We start from the raw sequence: 21,058 nt of genomic DNA, 5'->3' as shown, positions 1-21,058 counted from the left end.
AGCCAAGTTTCGGTGCGTCTTTAGCGGGTTGAACAGTGGATAAATGGAACCACGTAGGTGCGGGTCAGCACGTCGCCGCTATCTGTCATGCCAAGCGGGCTCTGGCATGGGCTTGGCGTAGTAGCACGGTCTTGGGCTGCTAAATCGGGGATTGTCTTCGCTCCCAATGCCCTACCGGGGCCATGCGCAACGCCGCTTTGCAAATGCCGCCCGTAATCGGGGCGGGCGCCTGGCTGGACAGCAAACCTGTGCGTCGGCTGCGGCGCCGCTGGCGAGGGGTGGCGACTCGGCTGAACATTCTGCGCCTGTGAAACAGCGCAGGAGGCGAACGATGGAATTCTTTTGTGGACTGGACGAGACGGCTGTGTGCGTCGTCGATGATCATGGCGTCACGGCGCACCGGACCTGACGACGCCAACGGAGATTCGCGTTGCGGGAAGCGGCGAAGTGTTTTTTAGTAGAAAAGAGAGAGAACGACGATGTCGAAAAGATCAGACAAAGCACAACCGATTGGGACGACAGGATATTTGCACAGCCGTGGGCCGTCCCAGGTGGACCATCTGATCTGAATGACGCCAGCGTGCGCATCCTGCAGCGTTCTCCAGAGAGCCCGCTCTCGGCGTCGCTTTTCCGTGATCAAGCGGAGGGTCATATTTCCACCATTGTCCGGCTATTTGGCTCCAACACAAGGCCGTATCGCATCCCGGACATGCGTCGAGCCGTTTCACAAGGGAGGTGAAGCTGCGCACGGAGCCCAAATAACGCAGGTTTTCTGCGATTGGACGAAGAGGTCCGCGCAAAGCAAGCATATAAGCATGCTAGGTTGGGAACCAGCACGGATTGGGCAACAATGCTTGGTCCGGTCAGCCAACCTAGGTGCAGAGGACGACTACAATGGACTTTGAAAAACCCTTTCAGCCGGCGGAATATCGACGCCGTGTCCAAGACGTGAAGAAACGGATGGAGGAAGCAGGATTCGACCTGCTAATCTGCCAAGATCCCGCGAATATGTGTTGGCTGACCGGTTACGACGCATGGTCCTTCTATACGCCTCAAGTGGTTCTATTGCATCTGAAGTCGGACTCGCCAGTGTGGATCGGGCGGCTGGTTGACGTTAACGGCGCCCGTGCGACGACGAACCTGGCCGCTGAGGATATCATCAACTTCTCCGATGACCGGCTCCATCACGTGGAACTGCATCCCTACGACGAAGTCAGCGAAATCATAAAATCGCGTGGATGGGGATCCGATCGCATTGGGGTTGAGCTCGATGCGCACTTCTACACCGCTCGAGCGCACCAGCACCTTGTCAACGGTCTTCCAAATGCAAAGTTCTCTGACAGCCGCGGCCTCGTTAATTGGGTCCGGCTCGTCAAATCCGACGCCGAACTCGTCTATATGAGGGAAGCGGGTCGGATTGTCAGCCACACCATGCGCCAGGCGATCAATAATCTGAAGCCAGGAGTTCCTGAGTACGAAATCGTCGCTCAGATATATGCCGATCAGACAAGAGGCGTTGATGGGAAGTACGGTGATTATACAAGCCTCTGTCCATTGATACAGGTTGACGAGAAGACGAACGCTCCACACCTCACATGGTCGGACAAGCCCCTGCCCAAGTCGGGGCTGGTTCTCCTGGAGATTGGGGCGGCCAGGCGCCATTATCACGCCCCTCTGACGCGTACAGTCTACATGGGAAAGCCACCTAAGGAGGCCCAGCACCTCGCCAATGCCATCATCGAAGGTGGCGATGCTGTTCTAGAAATGGCAAAGCCCGGTGTAATCGTCGACGAACTGAACACCGTTTGGCTGAGCGTTCTCAACCGTCACGGGTACGTCAAAAAAGGCCGTTCCGGCTACTCGATCGGCATGAATTTTCCGCCGGACTGGGGCGAGCGTACTGTGAGCATTCGCGCCGGCGAAAAGACGGTGCTACAAGCGGGAATGTGCTTCCATTTCCAATCAGGGGTGAGGCCTCCTGCCTTCGGAGCCGCCATCTCGGAGTCGTTTGTTGTTACCGATAAGGGTGGCGAGCGGCTGGCCGATGTCGCCCGCGAGCTAATAGTCGTGGACTAGCAAAAAAGCCTCTGCATTTGTCTACTCAGCCGGATTGGGAAGGCGCACTGAAGTCGTTCCCAATTCGGCCAGTTTTCACACAATTGCCGCAACTGAGTTGGGTGGGGCGGCCTGGGCAGCCGGCAGATGAAAGTCCCGTGGATAGCGCGGTGTCTTGGCTCGTCGGTGGCCATCGAAGCGCCTAGCAGGAGTGCCGGCCGCGCATTCGTCGTCGGTAACAACCTCACCAGCAAGCGTGCAGGACGGCGGGCCGAACTCCGAGGATGATCTTCCCCACGCAGACCTGGCTCCTATAACTAAAACAGACAAACGCCTGCATTTGTCGTCTCGCCAAGACAGGCGGAGATTCGACGTTTGGCTTCGTGCCTTCTTGACGAAGCTCCCCTTGAGTCGAGTGCGTTTGCATCGGAAGCGGATCAGTCACATCCGCTGCTCGACCGCTCCTTTCCTCGGGCGCTCCCTTTCCCTGCTGCCGCCAAGGTGAGAGTTCGATTTAGGTGGCCTTTTGCAAAAACCCTTCGGCTCTGATGCACCCCAAGATCGGGTCGACACGGCTCTGATCAAAGACGGTGTCGGCAACTTACCACATAATCCGGCGACCCACGGCCGCGAAGGCTCGTGCGCATGCTGGGAGAGTTCTTATCGGAACCGCCAAAGGGCGGCCAAAATCGAGAGCCGCCGTCGCAGAGACTGTGCAGCGGCGACCTGGCCCTGGACGCGGGGCGCAAGGTATGCGCCGCGCACTTTCGGGTTGTTTGTGCCCCGCCGTCCCGCGCGTGCAATAATTCAGCGCTGAAGTCCAAAATATGCAGAACGACACCGCAATCGGGCTTATTTAGCACCATCTCCACCAGCGTCGCCCCCTAGTCTGTTGAAAAAGGACGGACTTTGGACGTGGGCTGTAAGTGCGCTGAAGCGCTGCATCAAGGCTCAAGCTGAATTGTTGCAATACTTTGCCGCTCCTTCTCTGAGAACGAACAAGGATACCGATATGATCACGATCCCGCCCTCCCGTCCTCGTGAAGTACCGACTCGGCACCACGAAATTCTGATCGTTGGTGGAGGCATAGCAGGCGCAAGCATTGCCTTTCACCTTGCAAAGAACGGAAAGAAGGACATCGCTCTCTTAGAGCGCAATACCCTTACATCCGGCACAACTTGGCACGCGGCGGGTTTGATCATGCAGACGCGTGGTACTCACGCGCTAACGGAGATCGCAAAGTATAATGCAGAACTCTACTCCGCTCTGGAAGAGGAGACCGGCCAAGCTACTGGATTCAAGCGAAATGGCACGCTCGGGGTCGCCAGAACCAAAGATCGCCTATACGAAACCGCTCGCAACGCATCGATCGCCAAGAGTTTCGGCCTTGAGGCCAATATGATCTCGCCGAGCGAGGCGAAGAAGCTCTATCCAGCCCTCAACGCCTCAATCATCGAAGGTGCAGTCTTTATCCCGGGCGACGGCCAAACCAATCCTGTTGACACGTGCATGGCATTGGCAATTGGGGCCAAGAAAAACGGTGTGAAAATAACAGAAAACGCTGAAGTAACCGACGTTTGGAAGACAGTAGACGGCAACTACCAGGTCCGGACCAAGGATGGTGTCATCGAAGCTGAAATTCTTGTACTCGCATGTGGGCTTTGGACAAGAGATCTTGCCACCAAGTTAGGTGCACGCATTCCGATCTATGCGGCAGAACACTTTTATGTGGTGACCGACGCGATGGATTTTGCGACGCCGACCTTACCTGTGCTGCGCGACACCGACGGACATGTATACCTGAAAGAAGACACAGGGAAGCTCCTGGTGGGTGCCTTCGAGCCTTGGGGCAAACCCTTGCCGATGGCAAAGCTTCCAAAGGACTCGGCCTTCATCGAGCTGCCGGAAGACTGGGAGCACTTTGAACTGCCGATGACCAAGGCGATAGAAATTGTCCCTGATCTCGCGAATGCCGGCATTGCCAAGTTTTTCAACGGTCCGGAAAGTTTCACCCCAGACCTTCTGTTCATGATCGGTGAAGTTCCTGGGTTGAAAAACCTCTACGTTTCCACCGGTTATAACTCAGAGGGCATTGAATTCGGCGCAGGCGCAGGGCGAGCTCTGGCAGAGTGGATCGTCGCGGGCGCGCCTCAAATGGACATCAGCTTCGTTGATGTCGCCCGATTTCATCCCTTCCAGGTCAACAAGCGATATTTGCACGATCGCACAGCCGAAGTGCTGGGCCTTCACTACAAGATGCACTGGCCGGCCTACCAGCCTGAGACATCCCGAGGGGTTCGCAAAAGCGCCCTTCACGACCGGTGGGCGAGGCTTGGAGCCAGCTTTGGTGAAGGAATGGGATGGGAGCGTCCCATGTGGTTCGCAGGCGTGGGGGAGCCGACCAAAAACATCTACTCCTACGACGAGCCGAACTGGTTCAGGTATGTTAGTCAGGAGTGCAGGGCTGCCCGCAACGATGCTATCTTGTTGGACCAAAGTTCTTTCGGCAAACATCTGGTTCAGGGTCGCGACGCCTGCCGCTTCCTTCAGTGGCTTTGCGCCGGCAATGTGGATGTTCCTGTTGGAAAGCTGGTGTACACCCACATGCTCAATGAAAAGGCCGGGATAGAAACAGATATTACTGTAAACCGCTTGTCGCAGACGGAGTTCCTCATTATCTCCTCAGCGACCGTCCATCCTAGGGATAAGGCATGGATTTCAAAGCATATTACCGATGAATGGAATGTCACTGTCACCGATCTCACGTCTGGGTACGCGGTCCTTTCATTGCAAGGCCCGCGATCGCGCGAAATCCTATCCCGGGTAACGGATACAGATCTGGCAAACACGGCCTTCCCATTCGCCACCAGTCAGGAAATCGATATCGGGTATGCTCGTGTAATAGCCAATAGGCTGACTTATGTCGGAGAGCTTGGTTGGGAGCTTCATATTCCAACCGAAATGGCACAGCATGTGTTCGACGTCGTGTGGGAGGCCGGCCAGAGTTATGGCCTCAAGGCTGCGGGATACCACGCGCTTGAACACCTCCGCTCCGAGCGCGCCTACCGCGAATACCAGCTCGATCTCACGCCAGTCGATACACTGCTTGAAGCCGGTTTGGGATTTACGGTGGACTGGAATAAAGAAGGCGGATTTATCGGCAAAGATGCTCTGGCTTCACAAAAAAATGCCGGCGCGTTAAAAAAACGTTTGGTATCGTTCAAGCTTCGCGATCCCAAACCTGTTCTCTTTCATGAAGAGCTTATCCGCTGCGACGGGCGGATAGTCGGCTATATTTCCTCTGGCGTGAAGAGCTTCACAATCGGAACTTCAATCGGACTGGGCTATGTGAACCATCCCGTCGGTGTCACGAAGGACTTGATCGAGAACAGTCAGTGGGAAATCGAGATCGCCGGCAAGCTCTACGAAGCCGACGCATCGCTGCGGGCGTTTTTTGATCCAAACGGGGATCGGGCTAAGCAATAGGTGTGCGGGGCTGTGAGACCGGAAGGAGCTCAATCCTAGGTAGGTCCGCCCCGCAACCACTTCGAAGCCCGGTGGGCTCACCCTCATTCTGGCGTAAAGCTCCAACTTACGCGCACCTTCGACCAGAGCGGCAGTGAAATGACGAGGTATTCTTCGTGACCAAAGGTTCACAAATCGAGCGCATTGAGAAGGATCCGCTCGGCCTGGTGAGCATCCCGGTCGATGCCTATTACGGCCCGCAGACGGCACGTGGCATTGCCAACTTCCCGATTTCGGGCATCCAGATCAGCCATTTCCCAAACCTCATCAAGGCGCTTGCCTATGTGAAAATGGCAGCAGCCCGCGCCAACGCTGCGCTCGGCGATCTGGAAAAGCAAAAGGCAGACATCATCTGCGAGGTCTGCGAGGAAATCGCGACAGGCATGCATCTTGGCGAGTTCCCGCTCGATGTGTTTCAGGGTGGTGCCGGTACCTCGACTAATATGAACATCAACGAGGTCATCGCCAATCGCGGGCTGGAAATCATGGGGCTGCCACGCGGACGATACGATCAGCTGCATCCCAACAACGACGTCAACTTCGCTCAATCTACAAACGATGTTTATCCAACGGCGATTCGACTGGCGATCCTTCTTTCACGCGGGGCGCTGCAGCGAGCTTTGGAGCAACTCGCCAGCGAGTTGGAGGCCAAAGCGGAAAACTTTTCGGATGTGATCAAGCTTGGCCGGACGCAGTTGCAGGATGCAGTTCCGATGACGCTGGGCCAGGAGTTTCAGGCTTTCGCGACGACGCTGCAGGAAGATGTGGCTCGTCTCGGTGAGGTTGCCGCCTTCTTCCATGAAATCAACCTAGGAGGCACTGCGATTGGCACGGGGATCAATACGAATCCCGACTATCAGGCGGCAGCTGTCGCCGAATTGCGTGCGATAACCGGCCTGCCCATCGTCTCGGCCGGTAATCTGATCGAAGCCTGCTGGGATACCGGCGCCTTCGTGCTCTTCTCGGGCATGCTGAAGCGGACTGCCACGAAACTCTCTAAGATCTGCAACGATCTGCGGCTGCTTTCCAGCGGCCCGCGCGGCGGCCTGAACGAAATCAATTTGCCAGCGCTTCAGCCGGGCTCCTCGATCATGCCCGGAAAGGTCAATCCCGTGGTGCCGGAGGTGGTCAATCAGGTCGCCTTCCAGGTCATCGGCTACGATCTCACGATCACTCTCGCCTCCGAAGCGGGGCAGCTGCAGTTGAACGTGATGGAGCCGGTGATCGCCTACAACATACTGCACTCGCTTGAGCTTCTGACCAATGCCGTGGATGTGCTGCGCACGAAGTGCGTCGCGGGCATCACTGCCAATGCAGAGACATGCCGCAAACACCTCGAGGGCAGTACCGCCGTGGCGACAGCACTGACGCCTGTGATCGGCTACGAGCGGGCAGCGGAGCTTGCCAAGCAAGTCTTGTCCTCCGGCAAAACGATTCGCGAAGTCCTGGTTGAGCAGCCTGATCTTTCGGAGGACCTCATCGCGCAAACCGCCGATCCGCACCTTTTGACCGGGCCAATGCGATCACGATTGGCATCGTAACTGCGGTCAGTTAAGGCATCTTTGGCATTGCCGATCGACACCTTTCTGCACGCGCATTGTCAAACGAGAGCAGCGTCACTTAACAAATTCGTTCCTGTGAATGCTTCCGCCGAAGCGAGCTGCTGGAGGACCACGACCCCCCGAGCAGCACAGCTGGTGGACCAAACAGGATTGATCGAACGGCGAAGCCAAATGTGCTGTCTCAAGGCGCTTAGTGCTTCCTGGCCTAGCCGCATCGCCGAAAAGTTCCGCTCGGCTTGTCGCTAAAGCAGGTGGCCGCAGGATGACCCTGAAAATCTTGCTGCGGCTCTTTCGCGTCGATAGAGCAAAGATGCAGCTTTCCTGCGCCGAATGCCTGTTGAATTGCGCAAAAATTATGCCGATCCGCTTTATCTGTACTCACGCCGACTGAATTGGCGCGAGCGGCTTTCTCAGTCGTCACCGATCAGCGCAGTCGTCGTGATAGGCTCTGCCTGGGAACCCGGGACGCTCGTTCGATTGGTTTGAAGGTTCGACAATGGATACCACAACGCAACTGATAAGGCATGTTCTCGATTCCAATATCGAGACGATACCCGCCAAAGCGATAGAACGTGCGAAACTCTCCATCCTGGACACGATTGCCTGCGCCATCGGCGGGTCAAACGACCCTATCGCGCATTCCGCTCGCGATTTAGCTGCCTTGTCGGGTGGCAACCCAGAGTGCACTGTTTGGATCTCTGGAGCGCAGCTTCCTGCAAGCTTGGCGGCCCTTGTCAACGCGACGACGGCCAGAGCGCTCGATTTCGACGAGACGTACGAGCTTTGCATCAATGGCTGTCACGCAAGCGCATACGATGTTCCGCCGGCACTGGCCCTGGCGGAACGGGATACGTCCATCACCGGTAGTGAGTTGGTGTCGGCTGTCGCGACGGCTATGGATCTCCACATACGCCTGGCCCGCAGCGTTACGACCAACGCTATAGAGACGGGTCGTGACAATATGGTCGCCGTCTGGGGCGCAACCGCACTGAGCACCAAATTGCTGCGGCTCGATGAAGAGAAAACGCGGAATGCGTTCGGAATCGCTTATGCCCATGCCGCGGGCGAGCTCCAGATGTATGAGGAAGCTTCCCACACCGTCTCGTTGCAGCAAGGCTTGCGGGCGCGTGCTGGTCTGGAATCGGCGCTATCGGCGATGGTGGGCTTCAACGGACCGCGGGATCCGTTCTTTGGGAGGTATGGTTTTTATAGAGCCTTCGAACCCGCCTATGATCCCAATCTGCTCATGGACGGGCTAGGGAAGGAGTATGTTAACGCCTCCATTAGCTTCAAGCCTTGGCCGGCCTGCAAGTGCGTACATCCGGCCGTCGATGGTCTTTTGCAATTGCGGAAGCGGCACCAATTTACGGGTGATAGTATCGTATCAATTGAGCTCGGATTGAATCGTCTCGCTGAGGATTTTGTAGTCCAACCTCGCGATCAAAAATGGGATCCCAAGGAACCGGTCGTGGCGCGTTTCAGCCTGCCTTACGCCACCGCTGTCGCGGCGCAGCGTGGCCAAGTCATAATCCGCGATTTCCTTCCGGACGCGCTGACTGATAAGGCCGTGCGCCGGATTATGGGGGTCACTAAAATTGAAGTTGATCCTGAGATCGAGCGCACGCACGGTCTTTACTCCAATTCGCCTATAACGGTCAAAGTAACGCTACAAGGTGGCGTGGAACATTCCATCCGTGTCGATAAGGCATTTGGACATCCAGAAAACCCGGCTTCCATCGCTGATGGCGTCCAGAAGCTTAAGGCTTGTGCCGAAACGTCGATGATACCGTTCGCCGCTAAGCAACTCGATTTGATCGGGGATTTCGTCAACGACCTCGACAAGCAGGCCACCTTGAAGCCGCTCTTTGAGTTGCTCGTGGCGGCTAAGTAGTAGCTAGCAAGAGCCGGGAAAGCCTTATGAACTCAACTGCAGACGGTGCTGGCTCGCTGACGAAGGCGATAGGGAACTTCGTCAGTCGGCTAGAATTTGGCGCCTTGTCGCCGACCGACCTCAATACTCTAAAATACGGCATAATGGACTGCCTGGCCTGCGTTATTGCGGGCGCAACAGAGCCGGTGACGCAAATGGTCCTAGACAAGATAGTGAATGCGAGCCCCACGGGCGGGAATGCGGCCATCTTTGGCCATTCAGTTCGCAGTTCGCCGCTTGGCGCCGCGCTCGCCAACGGTGTCATGGCGCACGCTTGCGATTTTGACGACGTTAGCGATCCTATGTGCGGGCATCCTACCGCGCCTGCACTCCCTGCGATCTTGGCTGCCGGTGAAATGGCGGCGTGTTCTGGCAGAGACGTCCTCCTTGCGTATGCCGCTGCCATCGAAGTGATGGGAAAGCTGGGCCGCGCTGCTGGCTTCGAGCTCTATAAGTCGGGTTGGCACGCCACCGCTGCACTTGGCGTGTTTGGCGCCGCCGCTGGAGCTTCGAAGATTCTTGGACTCGACGAAGAACGCACAGCTACCGCAATTAGCATCGCAGCTTCCCGTGTTGCCGGCATTCGTTCGAATATTGGAACGATGGTTAAGCCCATGCATTGCGGTTTCGCCGCAAGGGATGGCTTAGAGGCGGCACTCTTGGCAGCAGCAGATGCGACCGCAAATTCGGATGCGCTTGCCGGCTCGAACGGCTTTCTTGACACGTATGTGCCACAACGTGATCGTTCCGTGGATGTGGTTTCACTCCTGGGCAATCCGTTCGATCTCCGCTCCCCCGGGATCGTTTTCAAGAAATACCCCTCCTGCCTCGATACCCATTCGGCCATCGATGCTGTTCTCGAATTGCGCAACAGGCATGACATTCGACCTGAAGACGTAAAGTCCATTCGATGTCTGCTTGCTCCAGGTGTGGGTGGTGACTTGGCGTACCATGCCCCCAAAACGCCTATGGAGGGCAAGTTTAGTATGGAGTTTTGCTCCGCGGTCGCGCTAGTCCGAGGGCGTGTATCTCTTGCCGAGTTTTCTCAGGAAGTTCTTAATGACCCGGCTGTACGCCGGCTGATTGGCATCTCAAGGCTTGACTTCGATCCGGAGCTGACTAACCGTGATCCGAGAAGCTTCTGTGCAGCTGCCCGGGTTGAAATCACTCTTGAGGACGGACAGGTCGTAAAGAAAGCCGTGCATCACATGCGTGGTCATCCAGAGAACCCAATGGCGGATTGGGAGTTTGTGGAGAAATTCCGTGACTGCGGGGCTGCCGTGCTGGGTCCCACTCAGACTGACCGAGCGCTTGCGGCAATCGAGCAGTTAGAGGAGTTATCCGATCTAGGCCCACTCACAACATGCCTCGTTACAGAGTGATGACATTACTGGTCAGCGCGGGTTGGAAGGATGGTCGATAGGCTTCTGCTCAGAAGCCGCTGGCCGGTTCGTTCGTAAGCACCGGTAAGAGACTCAGCGTGTTGGTGGCCTTCCCCCTCTGATCTAATCCGCGTTCGCTATGGCCCAGACAGGACGTTGGCCGCTTCTCTGAAAGAGCAGAAACTCGGAATTTGAAGGAACTTGACGCCGGGGTTACCGATCCGTGCCGCAAACGCGGGTCAGCGACGCCGCGGGGCGCAACGCTCTTACGTTCGCCGAGATCACTGCGCTCGACCGGATCGACATCCCGAACGCGACCGTGCCTCCAATGGCCCTCGGTAATCGGAAGCGAGACCAGATGGGGGACGCTTCAGCTCGCGTGTTGTGGAACACGTCCGCCTTCCAGCCCAGGGCGCACGAGCCGAGCTTTTCGAACGCCACGGAGAGACCTTCGACCGGCAAGTTGGTCACCACCTTCCAGTCGATCGGCTTCGCGACCTTGCAGCGAATTCTGTTCGATGGCGTGGAAGGAAGTGCGAATTTGTGGACTGTAGTGCTTCTGCTCGCCCACCGGCGGCAAGGTGTTGATGGCGGCGAACTTCACGGAACGGCCTACCGCTGGGGCTGACGCACCAAATTTGAGCCGCGTTGTCGGTCGTGGCGTGTTCATCCGGATGGTGCGACGCTGCGGTAGGACAACGCCCGGCTTTTTAACCACCCACTGAGCGGGTTTGTCCGATCTCGACCGTCCGTGATCACACCATCAGCGCGTCACCAATCTTGGCATTCTTCTCGATTGCTTCGAGCCTCGCCATTTGTTCCCCCGGCGACGGCGACGACGTTGTATGGCTTCTCCATCAGAAGGGTTGGCCGTCAGCGAGTTGGTGGCGCTTCTCCTTTTCGGCTGGCGGAGTACGGCATGGGCACCCACCACGAAAAGCCGGCGGATATGCATCGCTCTGCTTGCTAATCCCGCCGAGGCGTCCTTGCCGCCCGATGAGTTCTGCCGCGGGCACCCGGATCGGATGGTCGATATGCGTCCTGCTTTCCGGCGCGGTGCTCGGTCTCGAGCCGGTGACGAGATCGACGACGGCGGTGAAGCGACCCCGCGTCCGGTTGCGGATGAGCGCTCCGATGAGAACGGCGTTGCGCTGATCGGCGCCGGTATTTAGGGAGTGGGCCTGCTTCTGGGTCATCTGGGCTGAGAGCAGGTCGCCGACGATCCCGGGCGGCTCGTGCTGCCGTTTGATTTGGGTGGCCATGATCTCCTCATAGGCGCTGCGCATCTCATACAGTTTCACCGTCCTATCAGGTCCATCTCGGTGCGTTTCAGCTTTGCTCTGTGGAGCGGGCGCAGTCCGCCGGTGGCTCGATCGCTAGGCGAGTGTGAGGATCGTCGCAACCCGGTCCGAATCATGCCGGCGGAGCCAGGATGTTGAGTATGAATGCCGACGAGCTGACGTTATCGGCGAGCGCCTGCTGGCAGGCGGCCTCGACGGCGCAAGCTGAAGGTTGTCGATAGTAGCGATCGGCAGATGGTGCTGAGCGTCACGGCGGCGCTGTCCCTATCGACGCACTTTGGCGCAAGACCGCGACAATGTGCCGTTTTTCTGCACCGATCTCCGAACAAACTGCGCAAACCAGCGCGGACACTTGGTATTATTGTTCTAGAGAAGGCCGATCGTCGGCCCCTATGGGAACAACCTAGGAGGAGCATCGCCATGACGCAAGAACTCGATTCTCTGAGCCGGCGCTTTGCTGCTGGCCAGGTGAGCCGGCGTGAGTTTCTCGGCCGAGCAGCGGCGTTCGGTGTCAGTGCCACCTTCGCCAACTCGCTACTTGCGGGCGCCGCGAATGCGCAGGCCCCCAAAAGAGGCGGCATCTTGAAAGCCGGCATCGTGGGCGGAGCGGCTACAGACACCCTCGATCCAGGGAAATTTATTGAGTTGATGTCCTACTTCGGCAAATGCTGGGGCGAGTTTCTAGTTGCGCTGACCGCCGATGGCGGCCTGGAGCCTCGCATCGCCGAGGAAATAGGATCGTCCAAAGACGCCAAAGTGTGGACCTTCAAAGTCCGCCAGGGCGTCGAATTCCACAATGGTAAGACTGTAACGGCCCAAGACGTTGTGGCGACGCTGGAGCGCCATTCAAACAAGGAGTCGAAGTCGGGCGCGCAGGGCATCTTGGCCGGTGTTGAAAGCCTCAAAGCCGATGGCCGCGATGTCATCATCACCCTTAAGGATCCGAACGCCGAACTGCCCTACCTTATGGCGGATTATCACCTCGTCATCCAGCCCAACGGCGGCAAGGACAATCCTGCGGAAGGCATCAGCGCAGGTCCTTATAAGGTGGCTGTCAACGAACCCGGCGTTCGCCACGGGGGCGAGCGCTTCGCCAATTTCTGGCAGTCCGACAAGATGGGGTTCGCTGACCAGGTCGAGATCCTCGCCATTAACGACACAACGGCCCGCGTTTCGGCGCTGCAGGGCGGCCAGGTGCATATGATCAACAAGGTTGAGAGCAAGGTCGTCGATCTCATCAAGCGCGTGCCAAACCTGAGAGTTGAAACCTTGTCGGGTCCGGGCCACTATGTCTTCAACATGTTCTGCGACACTGCGCCATTTGATAATGCGGATCTCAGGAGGGCGCTCAAGCTCGCGGTGGATCGTCAAGAAATGGTTGACAAGATCCTTCGCGGCTACGGCACTGTGGGCAACGACTTTCCAATCAACGCTGCGTATCCTCTCTTTCCCGAGGGTATCGAGCAGCGCACCTTCGATCCTGATAAAGCCAAGTTCCTTTATCAGAAGTCGCGCCACAGTGGACCGATCCTGCTCCGGGCCTCAAATGCCGCCTTCGCAGGCGCTGTCGACGCCGCGCAACTCTATCAGCAGAGCGCGGCCAAGGCCGGCATCGCTATTGAGGTCCAACGAGAACCAGAAGATGGCTACTGGTCGGGAGTTTGGAACAAGCAGTCCTTCTGCGCCGCCAATTGGAGGGGGCGCGCCACTCAAGGGTGGATGTACTCGACGACCTGTCGGTCAACCTCGCCTTGGAACGACACGCACTTCTACAACGACAGGTTCGACAAGCTGCTCACTGAAGCGCTCGGCGAACTTGACCAGGACAAGCGCAAGAACCTCTATCGTGAGATGGCCATCATCGTTCGCGATGAAGGCGGTACGATCGTGCCGATGTTCAACCAATTCATCGATGCGATCTCCGATCAGGTTGGCGGCTACGTCGGACGGGTCGACTCGCTGATGAACGGCTACGCTTTGACGCAGTGCTGGCTCGAGGCTTGAACTAAGTGATTGTCAACTCACCCGTTCTAAGGCTGGTTGCCCAGCGCATCGCGCTGGGCATTCTCCTCCTTTTCGCCGTCTCCGTGCTGATCTTCGCGGGGACCCAGATTCTTCCAGGCGACGTGGCACAGTCTATCCTTGGTCAGTCGGCCACGCCCGAGGCGGTCGCCAATTTGCGTCAGGAACTGGGGCTCAATGATCCTGCCTATGTGCGCTACTTCCAATGGGTTGGTGGGGTTTTGACCGGCGATCTCGGTAAGGCGCTCACCACGCGACAGGAGATCACTGTGACGCTGCTGCCCCGGCTGTGGAACACTCTGTTTCTTGCCTTCTGGGCCGCCGCCGTGTCAATTCCCCTCTCAATTATCCTGGGGCTGATAGCTGTGCGTTTCCGCAACGGTCCAGTCGATAAAGCTATTTCGGGATTTGCCTTGGCGTCGACGTCACTGCCTGAATTCTTCATCGGTTATCTTCTTATTCTATTCCTTGCCGTGAAGCTCCAATGGTTCCCATCGATCTCGACCGTCTATGACGGAATGCCCTTCCTGGAAAAGATGAAAGCGATTGTGCTGCCGGTCATCGCTTTGGTGATCGTCGTGCTGGCGCACATGATGCGAATGACACGTGCAGCTATCTTGAACGTGATGCAGTCGGCCTACATAGAGACGGCCGAGCTCAAGGGGCTTTCAGCCTTGGATATTATCTGTAAGCACGCTTTCCCGAATGCCATCGCGCCAATTGTCAATGTCGTGATGCTTAACATGGCCTACCTCGTGGTCGGCGTAGTCGTGATCGAGGTGATCTTCGTCTATCCCGGGATGGGGCAATATCTTGTCGACCACGTCGTCAAGCGCGACGTGCCAGTGGTCCAAGCCGTCGGTCTCATCTTTGCTGGTGTGTACATCGGGCTCAACATCGTCGCGGATGTCGCTGCAATCCTAGCCAACCCGCGCCTGCGGCATCCCAAGTAGGTGGACAATGTTCAAAATTAAGCGAATCCCGCTCGCAGCGTGGATCGGTCTACTCCTGACCGGGCTCTTAATGATCAGTGCGCTTTTTGCGTCATGGATCGCCCCATACGGCAATGGCGAGATCGTAGGCGACGTATGGGAGCCAATGTCGTCGGCGCACTGGCTGGGCACTGACAATCTCGGGCGAGACCTGCTCTCGCGCATGATATACGGTGCTCGCATCACGATCTTTATTGCCGGCATGGCCACCGCCTTGTCCTTCTCTCTCGGCGCCATCCTCGGCTTTACGGCGGCCGTCGTCGGCGGTTTGGTCGATATGCTCATGTCAGGCATTGTCGATCTATTAATGGCCATACCGACGTTGATCTTCGGTCTCGTTGTCCTGGCAGTGCTGCCCACGAACAATGTGACCCTCATTCTCGTGATGGGGATTTTAAGCTCGACGCGTGTCTATCGCCTCTCACGTGCCGTGGCTGCCGACATCAACGCAATGGACTTCGTCGAAGCGGCCAAGCTACGGGGAGAGGGTCTCAGCTGGATTATTTTTCGCGAGATCCTGCCCAACGCAATTTCTCCCCTAGTGGCGGAACTGGGCCTGCGCTTCATCTTTTCGGTGCTGTTCCTCTCGGCATTGTCCTACCTGGGCCTTGGCGTGCAACCACCGGATGCAGATTGGGGCGGCATGGTGATGGAGAACAAGGACGGCATCGTCTTCGGCATTCCTGCCGCACTCATCCCGGCCGCCGCTATCGCAGGATTGGGAATCTCCGTTAATCTGGTCGTCGACTGGGTGCTCACTCGCACTACCAGCTTCAAGGGAGGTCGCGACTAATGGCTAATGACCACGCGAAACCGCGGCCCGAAAGCGGCGTTCTGCTGGAAATCCGCAACCTTAAAGTCGAGGCGACTGTCTACTCTCCGAACGAGAAGCCGCGCGACGTCACTATCGTCGACGGCGTGTCGCTGGCTTTGAAGCGAGGCAAGGTGCTTGGACTGATCGGCGAATCGGGCGCCGGCAAGTCGACAATCGGCCTGTCGGCAATGGGTTACGGACGCGGTGGTGTCCGCATCACAGGCGGCGAGGTCCTGCTCAACGGCCGCGACATCTTGCAAGGAGGCGTCCAGGGTTTGCGAAAAGTGCGCGGCAGCGAGGTCTGCTATGTTGCGCAGTCGGCTGCTGCCGCTTTCAACCCAGCGCATCGGCTCATGGACCAGGTGGTGGAAGCAGCGCTTCGGCACGGCCCCGGGACCAGGGCCGAGGCGGAAAAGCGCGCTATCGCATTGTTCAAGAAACTCCGCTTGCCTGATGCTCAAAAAATTGGATCCCGCTATCCACATCAGGTCTCTGGCGGCCAACTGCAGCGCGTGATGGCTGCAATGGCACTTTGCTCCGAGCCCGACTTGATCGTATTCGACGAGCCGACCACGGCCCTCGACGTGACGACGCAAATCGACGTCCTGGCAGCCATCAAGGATGCGATCCGCGACACTGGCGTCGCGGCACTCTACATCACTCACGATCTCGCGGTGGTGGCCCAGGTCTCGGACGAGATCATGGTGCTGCGAGATGGCAAAATGGTAGAGCACGGCGAAACACGGCAGATCATCGAGGCGCCGCGCATGGACTACACCAAGGCGCTGGTGTCGGTGCGTTCGATTGCTCATGAAGAAATGGAACCTACGCAGCAGCCTCTCTTGTCCGTGAGGAATGTCACTGCCGCTTATGGTGGTGGTGCCGTGAAGGTTTTGCAGGAGGTTTCGGTTGATGTCCATCCAGGCCAAACGCTCGCGGTCGTAGGCGAGTCAGGCTCCGGAAAATCCACGCTGGCCCGCGTCATCACGGGGCTGCTGCCCCCGATCGCCGGCAGCATCACCTTCGCTAACCGTACGCTAGCGCCCAGGCTCGCAGACCGATCAAGGGATGATCTTCGAGAACTGCAAATGATTTATCAGATGGCCGACGTCGCGATGAATCCGCGCCACACGGTGGGCACTATCATTGGCCGGCCGCTTGAATTGTATTTTGGCATGCGAGGAAAGGAGCGCAACGCCCGCGTCGGCGAGCTACTCGATGAGATTGAGATGAGCAAGGGTTTCATCGACCGGTATCCGGCGGAGCTTTCGGGCGGGCAAAAGCAGAGGGTCTGCATCGCCCGCGCGCTCGCTGCCAAACCCAAGCTTATCATCTGCGACGAGGTAACCAGCGCGCTCGATCCGCTCGTCGCAGACGGCATTCTCAAGCTCTTGCTTCGCCTGCAGAAGTTCGAAGATGTGGCGTATCTTTTCATCACCCACGATCTTGCGACCGTTAAGGCGATCGCCGATTCCATCGCGGTCATGTATCGCGGCGAAGTCGTCCGGTACGGCCCGAAGACCCAAGTGCTCCGTCCACCGTTTGACGCCTATACCGACCTACTGCTCTCCTCGGTTCCCGAGATGGAGGTTGGCTGGCTGGAAAGCGCTATCAAGGGACGCCGCATGGAGAGCGCGGGGAACTGAGTTAATGCGCCGCTGGTCCCAACGCCGGAAAAATTGACAGTCACTCCAAGCGGGACCCCATGGCCGCCATGAGTGAAGACCATTTGGATTGGATTGTGTTAAGCGCGCGTGGGGCTGGATAATGCCGAAGCCGGTGTCGAAACCCTCGTCCGTTAGCCGCCTGATCGAACCTGACGGCTTCATGCGGCCAGCCACTTGCAATTATGTGGCGATCTCCTCTCCGCTCTCCATATCCTGAATTCCGGCTGTGGACCAAATGTTAGCGGCCGAATCTTATGATACGCCGATCACCGGCCGACAGTGACAGTGAGAGGCGGCGACGGCGCGTAATCGTGGCGGCGCTGCTGTGGCGAAGGCGCAAGCCACGTCGCCGACCCCGGTACTAGATGTTTGATCCCAGGCTTTGATGGGACATCCTTATCTTCCGAATCAAAGGATGCGCTATGGGCCAAGTTCTGCATGGGAGCGCCACAACGACAGAGGCGGTCCGTCGAGCGATACAGCATAGTCAAGAGAGCCTGAGGCGGCTCGCCAAGCGCTACGGGATCAACCAGAAGACGGTAGCGAAGTGGAAGAGGCGAGCTTCGGTCGCCGATCTGCCGACTGGTCCGAGGGAACCGAGATCGACGGTGCTCTCGATTGAGGAGGAGGCGGTCATTGTCGCTTTCCGCCGCTACACGCTGCTGCCGCTCGATGACTGCCTCTATGCGCTTCAAGCGACCATACCGCATCTGACGCGGTCCTCATTGCACCGCTGTCTGCAACGCCATGGCATCGGCCGTCTGTCGGATGTCGAGGGTGACAAACCGGCGAAGAGGAAATTTAAGAGCTACCCGATCGGCTACTTCCACATCAGCGGAGGTCCGAACCGAACAGGGCAAGCTGCACATGTTCGTCGCCATCGACCGCACCTCGAAGTTCGCCTTCGTCGAACTGCATGAGAAGGCTCCGACAGCCATTTCCAGAGAGTTTCTGCTGCGCCTGATCGCGGCCGTGCCCTACAAGATCCACACCGTTCTTACCGACAACGGCATTCAGTTCACCACCCCCGGTGCCGGTGGCTCGGCGGTGCCGCTGATCAAGGAGGCAATCGCCAATGGCGAGATCTTCCGCGCTCACGCCTTCGAATACGCCTGCGCCAGGAACGACATCGAGCACCGTACGACGAAGGCCAGGCATCCGTGGACCAACGGCCAGGTCGAGAGAATGAACCGGACTATCAAGGACGCCACCGTCAAGCGCTTCTACTACGAGAGCCACGACCAACTCCGCACCCATCTCGCCGACTTCGTTGCCGCCTACAACTTCGCTCGCCGGCTCAAGACCCTCAAAGGTCTCACACCCTACGAGTTCATCTGCAAGGCGTGGGCCTCACAACCGGAACGCTTCAAATTCAATCCGCTCCAGCAAATGCCGGGACCAAACATCTAAGTGGCGCCCCAAGTGGAGGCGATCACTTGCAGCCTTGCAAGCGCAGGGCTGATGCTCGAGACTATTCGCGCTCACCTACGGGCAAACCAGCGGTCCGCCGGAATATTAGCTCACAAGCGACGGGCGACGGGCCTTCTCGGGGATGCTGGATCATCGTCCTGACGCGGCGGAAGCCGGACGTTGCAACTTCCTTTGCCGCAGGCACTCAAGGGTCTCTCACTCCAGTCAAGCCGAGGCGCATGCCCCGAATGTTGCCGGCGCGCGGGCCAAGAGGCCCAAACAGCAGAGCGCAGCCTCAAGGATCCCCATTGACATCGTGACATCGCAGCGCCCCCGCGTGCCTACCCCAATTGCTATTATGCGTAGGCTGGGAAAAAACGCGGAGTTCCTGCGTCAGTAAGGGCAAGTTCGCGCAGGATGAACCATTGTAGATGGTACTTTTCAGACGGTGGTCGCGTCGTTCGCGGCACCAGGGGAACAAACGCAGCAAGCGCAGGAGGATATAATGTCCGACGAACTCAAATATCTCAGCTACCGCTTCGCGGCAGGTAGGTTGAGCCGACGTGAATTTCTTGGCCGTGCAGCGGCCCTAGGTGCAAGCGCCACCTTCGCCAACTCGCTCCTTGCCACCGCCACGAAGGCGCAGACGCCAAAAAGGGGCGGCGTCCTGAAAGCGGGCCAATCAGGCGGGGCGGCAACGGACAGCATCGACCCGGCGCTCTTCTCATCGGTCCCAGCCAGCTTCGGCAAATGCTGGGGTGAGTTTCTCGTGGCGCTGACGGCCGGCGGGGGACTGGAGAACCGCCTTGCGGAGGAAATAGGCTCATCCAAAGACGTCAAAGTGTGGACCTTCAAGATACGTCGAGACGTGGAATTCCACAACGGCAAGACTGTGACGGCAGAGGACGTGGTGGCGACGCTGGAACGCCATTCCAACAAGGAAACGAAGTCTGGCGCGCTGGGCATCTTGGCTGGCATTGAAAGCGTAAAGGCCGATGGCCGCGACGTCGTCATCACTCTCAAGGAGCCGAACGCCGAACTGCCCTTCCTGATGACGGACTATCATCTGATCATCCAGCCCAATGGCGGCAAGGACAATCCAACCGAAGGCATCAGCGCAGGTCCCTATAAGGTGAGCGTCAATGAGCCCGGCGTCCGCCACGGCGGGGAGCGCTTCGCTAATTTCTGGCAGTCCGACAAGATGGGCTTTGCCGACCAGATCGAGATGCTAGTTCTTAATGATTCCACAGCCCGCCTTTCCGCGCTGCAGAGCGGCCAGGTGCACATGATTTCCGGGGTTGAGCCCAAGGTCGTGGATCATGTCAAGCGCATGCCTAACCTGAAAATCGAGGCCCTATCGGGCCCCGGCTACTATTGCTTCAACATGTTCTGCGATACGGCGCCCTTCGATAACCCGGATCTGAGGATGGCGCTGAAGCTCGCGGTTGATCGCGAGGAGATGGTTGACAAGATCCTCCGCGGCTATGGTAGCGTCGGCAACGACTTTCCAGTTAATGCAACCTACCCGCTCGTCCCCGACGACATCGAGCAGCGCACCTTTGATCCTGAAAAGGCAGCCTTCCATTATAAGAAGTCGGGCCACAGTGGACCGATCCTGTTCCGGACGTCGGAGGTCGCCTTCCCAGGCGCTGTCGACGCCGCTCAGCTCTACCAGCAGAGCGCTGCCAAGGCTGGCATCGCGATCGAGGTGAAGCGCGAGCCGGGGGACGGCTACTGGTCAGACGTCTGGCTAAAGCAGCCCTTCTCCGCTGCCTACTGGAGTGGGCGAGCGACGCAGGGTCAGATTTACGCGACCGCCCTTCTGTCGACGGCGCCTTGGAACGACACGCATTTCTTTAACGAAAGGTTCGATAAGCTGCTCCTGGAGGCGCGCGGCGAACTTGACCAGGCAAAGCGCAAGAATCTCTATCGCGAGATGGCCATTATCGTTCGCGACGAAGGCGGCGTGATCGTGCCGATGTTCAACCAGTTCATTGACGCAATCTCCGACAAGGTCGGAGGCTATGTCGGTGAGATCGACCATCTAATGAACAGCACCGCGTTGGCAAAATGTTGGCTTGAAGGCTGAACGTAGCTTTGTGGGCTCGCCCGTTCTGATGCTGATTGCCCAGTGTCGCGCTGGGCATTCTCCGCATCTTCGCGGTCTCCGTGGCGATATTGTACGGATGATCGTGCTGCCGGAAACCACTTCAGCGTGGACCGAACATGTAGCGGTCCGTCCCCCGAGGTAGTGATCTGTCGGGCTGTCCTCCTTCGAGCATCAGCCTGGCGAAAGCGATTGTCGGATAGTCTAGGGCTGGTCCTTCAGCAAACTCCAGATCATGCGCAGTTTATTGAAGGACCATTCATTGAGCACGAGATCACCGTCAGACGCCT

General features: G+C 57.9%; 12 protein-coding genes and 2 pseudogenes. 13 read left to right on the top strand and 1 reads right to left on the bottom strand.

Translation table 11 applies throughout. The features are described 5' to 3' along the window. Positions 1 to 894 precede the first annotated feature (894 nt). From CK222_RS24125 to CK222_RS24100, 7 genes are all read left to right on the top strand, one after another. Positions 895 to 2,076: a Xaa-Pro peptidase family protein gene (locus tag CK222_RS24125; protein WP_095802148.1), complete on the top strand. Its 1,182-nt coding sequence runs from the start codon at positions 895 to 897 to the stop codon at positions 2,074 to 2,076. Between the two features lie 991 nt (positions 2,077 to 3,067). After that, complete coding sequence (locus tag CK222_RS24120; protein ID WP_095802147.1) at positions 3,068 to 5,542, top strand: FAD-dependent oxidoreductase; 2,475 nt, start codon at positions 3,068 to 3,070, stop codon at positions 5,540 to 5,542. A 155-nt stretch (positions 5,543 to 5,697) separates the two neighbouring features. Further along, a complete protein-coding gene (locus CK222_RS24115; protein WP_095802124.1) occupies positions 5,698 to 7,122 on the top strand; it encodes an aspartate ammonia-lyase in 1,425 nt (474 codons plus the stop codon). Between the two features lie 283 nt (positions 7,123 to 7,405). Beyond that, on the top strand, positions 7,406 to 7,534 hold the full coding sequence (locus CK222_RS33435) for a hypothetical protein (protein WP_280951784.1): 129 nt from the start codon (positions 7,406 to 7,408) through the stop codon (positions 7,532 to 7,534). A gap of 105 nt (positions 7,535 to 7,639) precedes the next feature. Continuing rightward, entirely contained in the window at positions 7,640 to 9,034 is a 1,395-nt protein-coding gene (locus tag CK222_RS24110) for an MmgE/PrpD family protein (RefSeq protein WP_095802123.1), read from the top strand. 26 nt (positions 9,035 to 9,060) lie between these two features. Then, entirely contained in the window at positions 9,061 to 10,455 is a 1,395-nt protein-coding gene (locus tag CK222_RS24105; protein ID WP_095802122.1) for an MmgE/PrpD family protein, read from the top strand. 223 nt (positions 10,456 to 10,678) lie between these two features. Then, on the top strand, positions 10,679 to 11,083 hold the full coding sequence (locus CK222_RS24100) for a hypothetical protein (protein ID WP_095802121.1): 405 nt from the start codon (positions 10,679 to 10,681) through the stop codon (positions 11,081 to 11,083). Positions 11,084 to 11,531: 448 nt separating this feature from the next. Here the strand turns inward: CK222_RS24100 and CK222_RS33430 are convergent. Then, positions 11,532 to 11,741, bottom strand: a pseudogene (locus tag CK222_RS33430) (IS21-like element helper ATPase IstB); the annotation flags it as partial. A 435-nt stretch (positions 11,742 to 12,176) separates the two neighbouring features. Between CK222_RS33430 and CK222_RS24090 the strand changes: the two are divergent. The 6 genes and pseudogenes from CK222_RS24090 (at position 12,177) to CK222_RS24065 (ending at position 20,750) form a co-directional block, all read left to right on the top strand. Further along, entirely contained in the window at positions 12,177 to 13,760 is a 1,584-nt protein-coding gene (locus CK222_RS24090) for an ABC transporter substrate-binding protein (RefSeq protein WP_095802120.1), read from the top strand. Positions 13,761 to 13,765: 5 nt separating this feature from the next. Next, entirely contained in the window at positions 13,766 to 14,731 is a 966-nt protein-coding gene (locus tag CK222_RS24085; protein ID WP_245433221.1) for an ABC transporter permease, read from the top strand. 7 nt (positions 14,732 to 14,738) lie between these two features. Beyond that, positions 14,739 to 15,563 carry an ABC transporter permease gene (locus CK222_RS24080; protein ID WP_095802119.1) on the top strand — a complete coding sequence of 275 codons (825 nt, stop codon included), beginning with the start codon at positions 14,739 to 14,741 and terminating at the stop codon, positions 15,561 to 15,563. Then, positions 15,563 to 17,230: an ABC transporter ATP-binding protein gene (locus tag CK222_RS24075; protein ID WP_095802118.1), complete on the top strand. Its 1,668-nt coding sequence runs from the start codon at positions 15,563 to 15,565 to the stop codon at positions 17,228 to 17,230. The genes CK222_RS24080 and CK222_RS24075 overlap by 1 nt, the downstream gene beginning before the upstream one ends. A gap of 443 nt (positions 17,231 to 17,673) precedes the next feature. Then, a pseudogene (locus CK222_RS24070) lies at positions 17,674 to 18,661 on the top strand (IS481 family transposase). A gap of 505 nt (positions 18,662 to 19,166) precedes the next feature. Further along, positions 19,167 to 20,750, top strand: coding sequence for an ABC transporter substrate-binding protein (locus CK222_RS24065; RefSeq protein WP_095802117.1), 1,584 nt, complete (start codon positions 19,167 to 19,169; stop codon positions 20,748 to 20,750). Positions 20,751 to 21,058: the final 308 nt, after the last annotated feature.

It is taken from the genome of Mesorhizobium sp. WSM3866, from assembly GCF_002294795.1.
GTDB lineage: Bacteria > Pseudomonadota > Alphaproteobacteria > Rhizobiales > Rhizobiaceae > Mesorhizobium.
This window is presented reverse-complemented; position numbering and strand designations above follow the sequence as displayed.

What these genes read in the sequence shown, in the direction of transcription:
- CK222_RS24125 (WP_095802148.1), top strand. Translation starts at nt 895, where the DNA reads ATGGACTTTGAAAAACCCTTTCAGCCGGCGGAATATCGACGCCGTGTC.
- CK222_RS24120 (WP_095802147.1), top strand. Translation starts at nt 3,068, where the DNA reads ATGATCACGATCCCGCCCTCCCGTCCTCGTGAAGTACCGACTCGGCAC.
- CK222_RS33435 (WP_280951784.1), top strand. Translation starts at nt 7,406, where the DNA reads ATGACCCTGAAAATCTTGCTGCGGCTCTTTCGCGTCGATAGAGCAAAG.
- CK222_RS24110 (WP_095802123.1), top strand. Translation starts at nt 7,640, where the DNA reads ATGGATACCACAACGCAACTGATAAGGCATGTTCTCGATTCCAATATC.
- CK222_RS24105 (WP_095802122.1), top strand. Translation starts at nt 9,061, where the DNA reads ATGAACTCAACTGCAGACGGTGCTGGCTCGCTGACGAAGGCGATAGGG.
- CK222_RS24090 (WP_095802120.1), top strand. Translation starts at nt 12,177, where the DNA reads ATGACGCAAGAACTCGATTCTCTGAGCCGGCGCTTTGCTGCTGGCCAG.
- CK222_RS24080 (WP_095802119.1), top strand. Translation starts at nt 14,739, where the DNA reads ATGTTCAAAATTAAGCGAATCCCGCTCGCAGCGTGGATCGGTCTACTC.
- CK222_RS24075 (WP_095802118.1), top strand. Translation starts at nt 15,563, where the DNA reads ATGGCTAATGACCACGCGAAACCGCGGCCCGAAAGCGGCGTTCTGCTG.
- CK222_RS24065 (WP_095802117.1), top strand. Translation starts at nt 19,167, where the DNA reads ATGTCCGACGAACTCAAATATCTCAGCTACCGCTTCGCGGCAGGTAGG.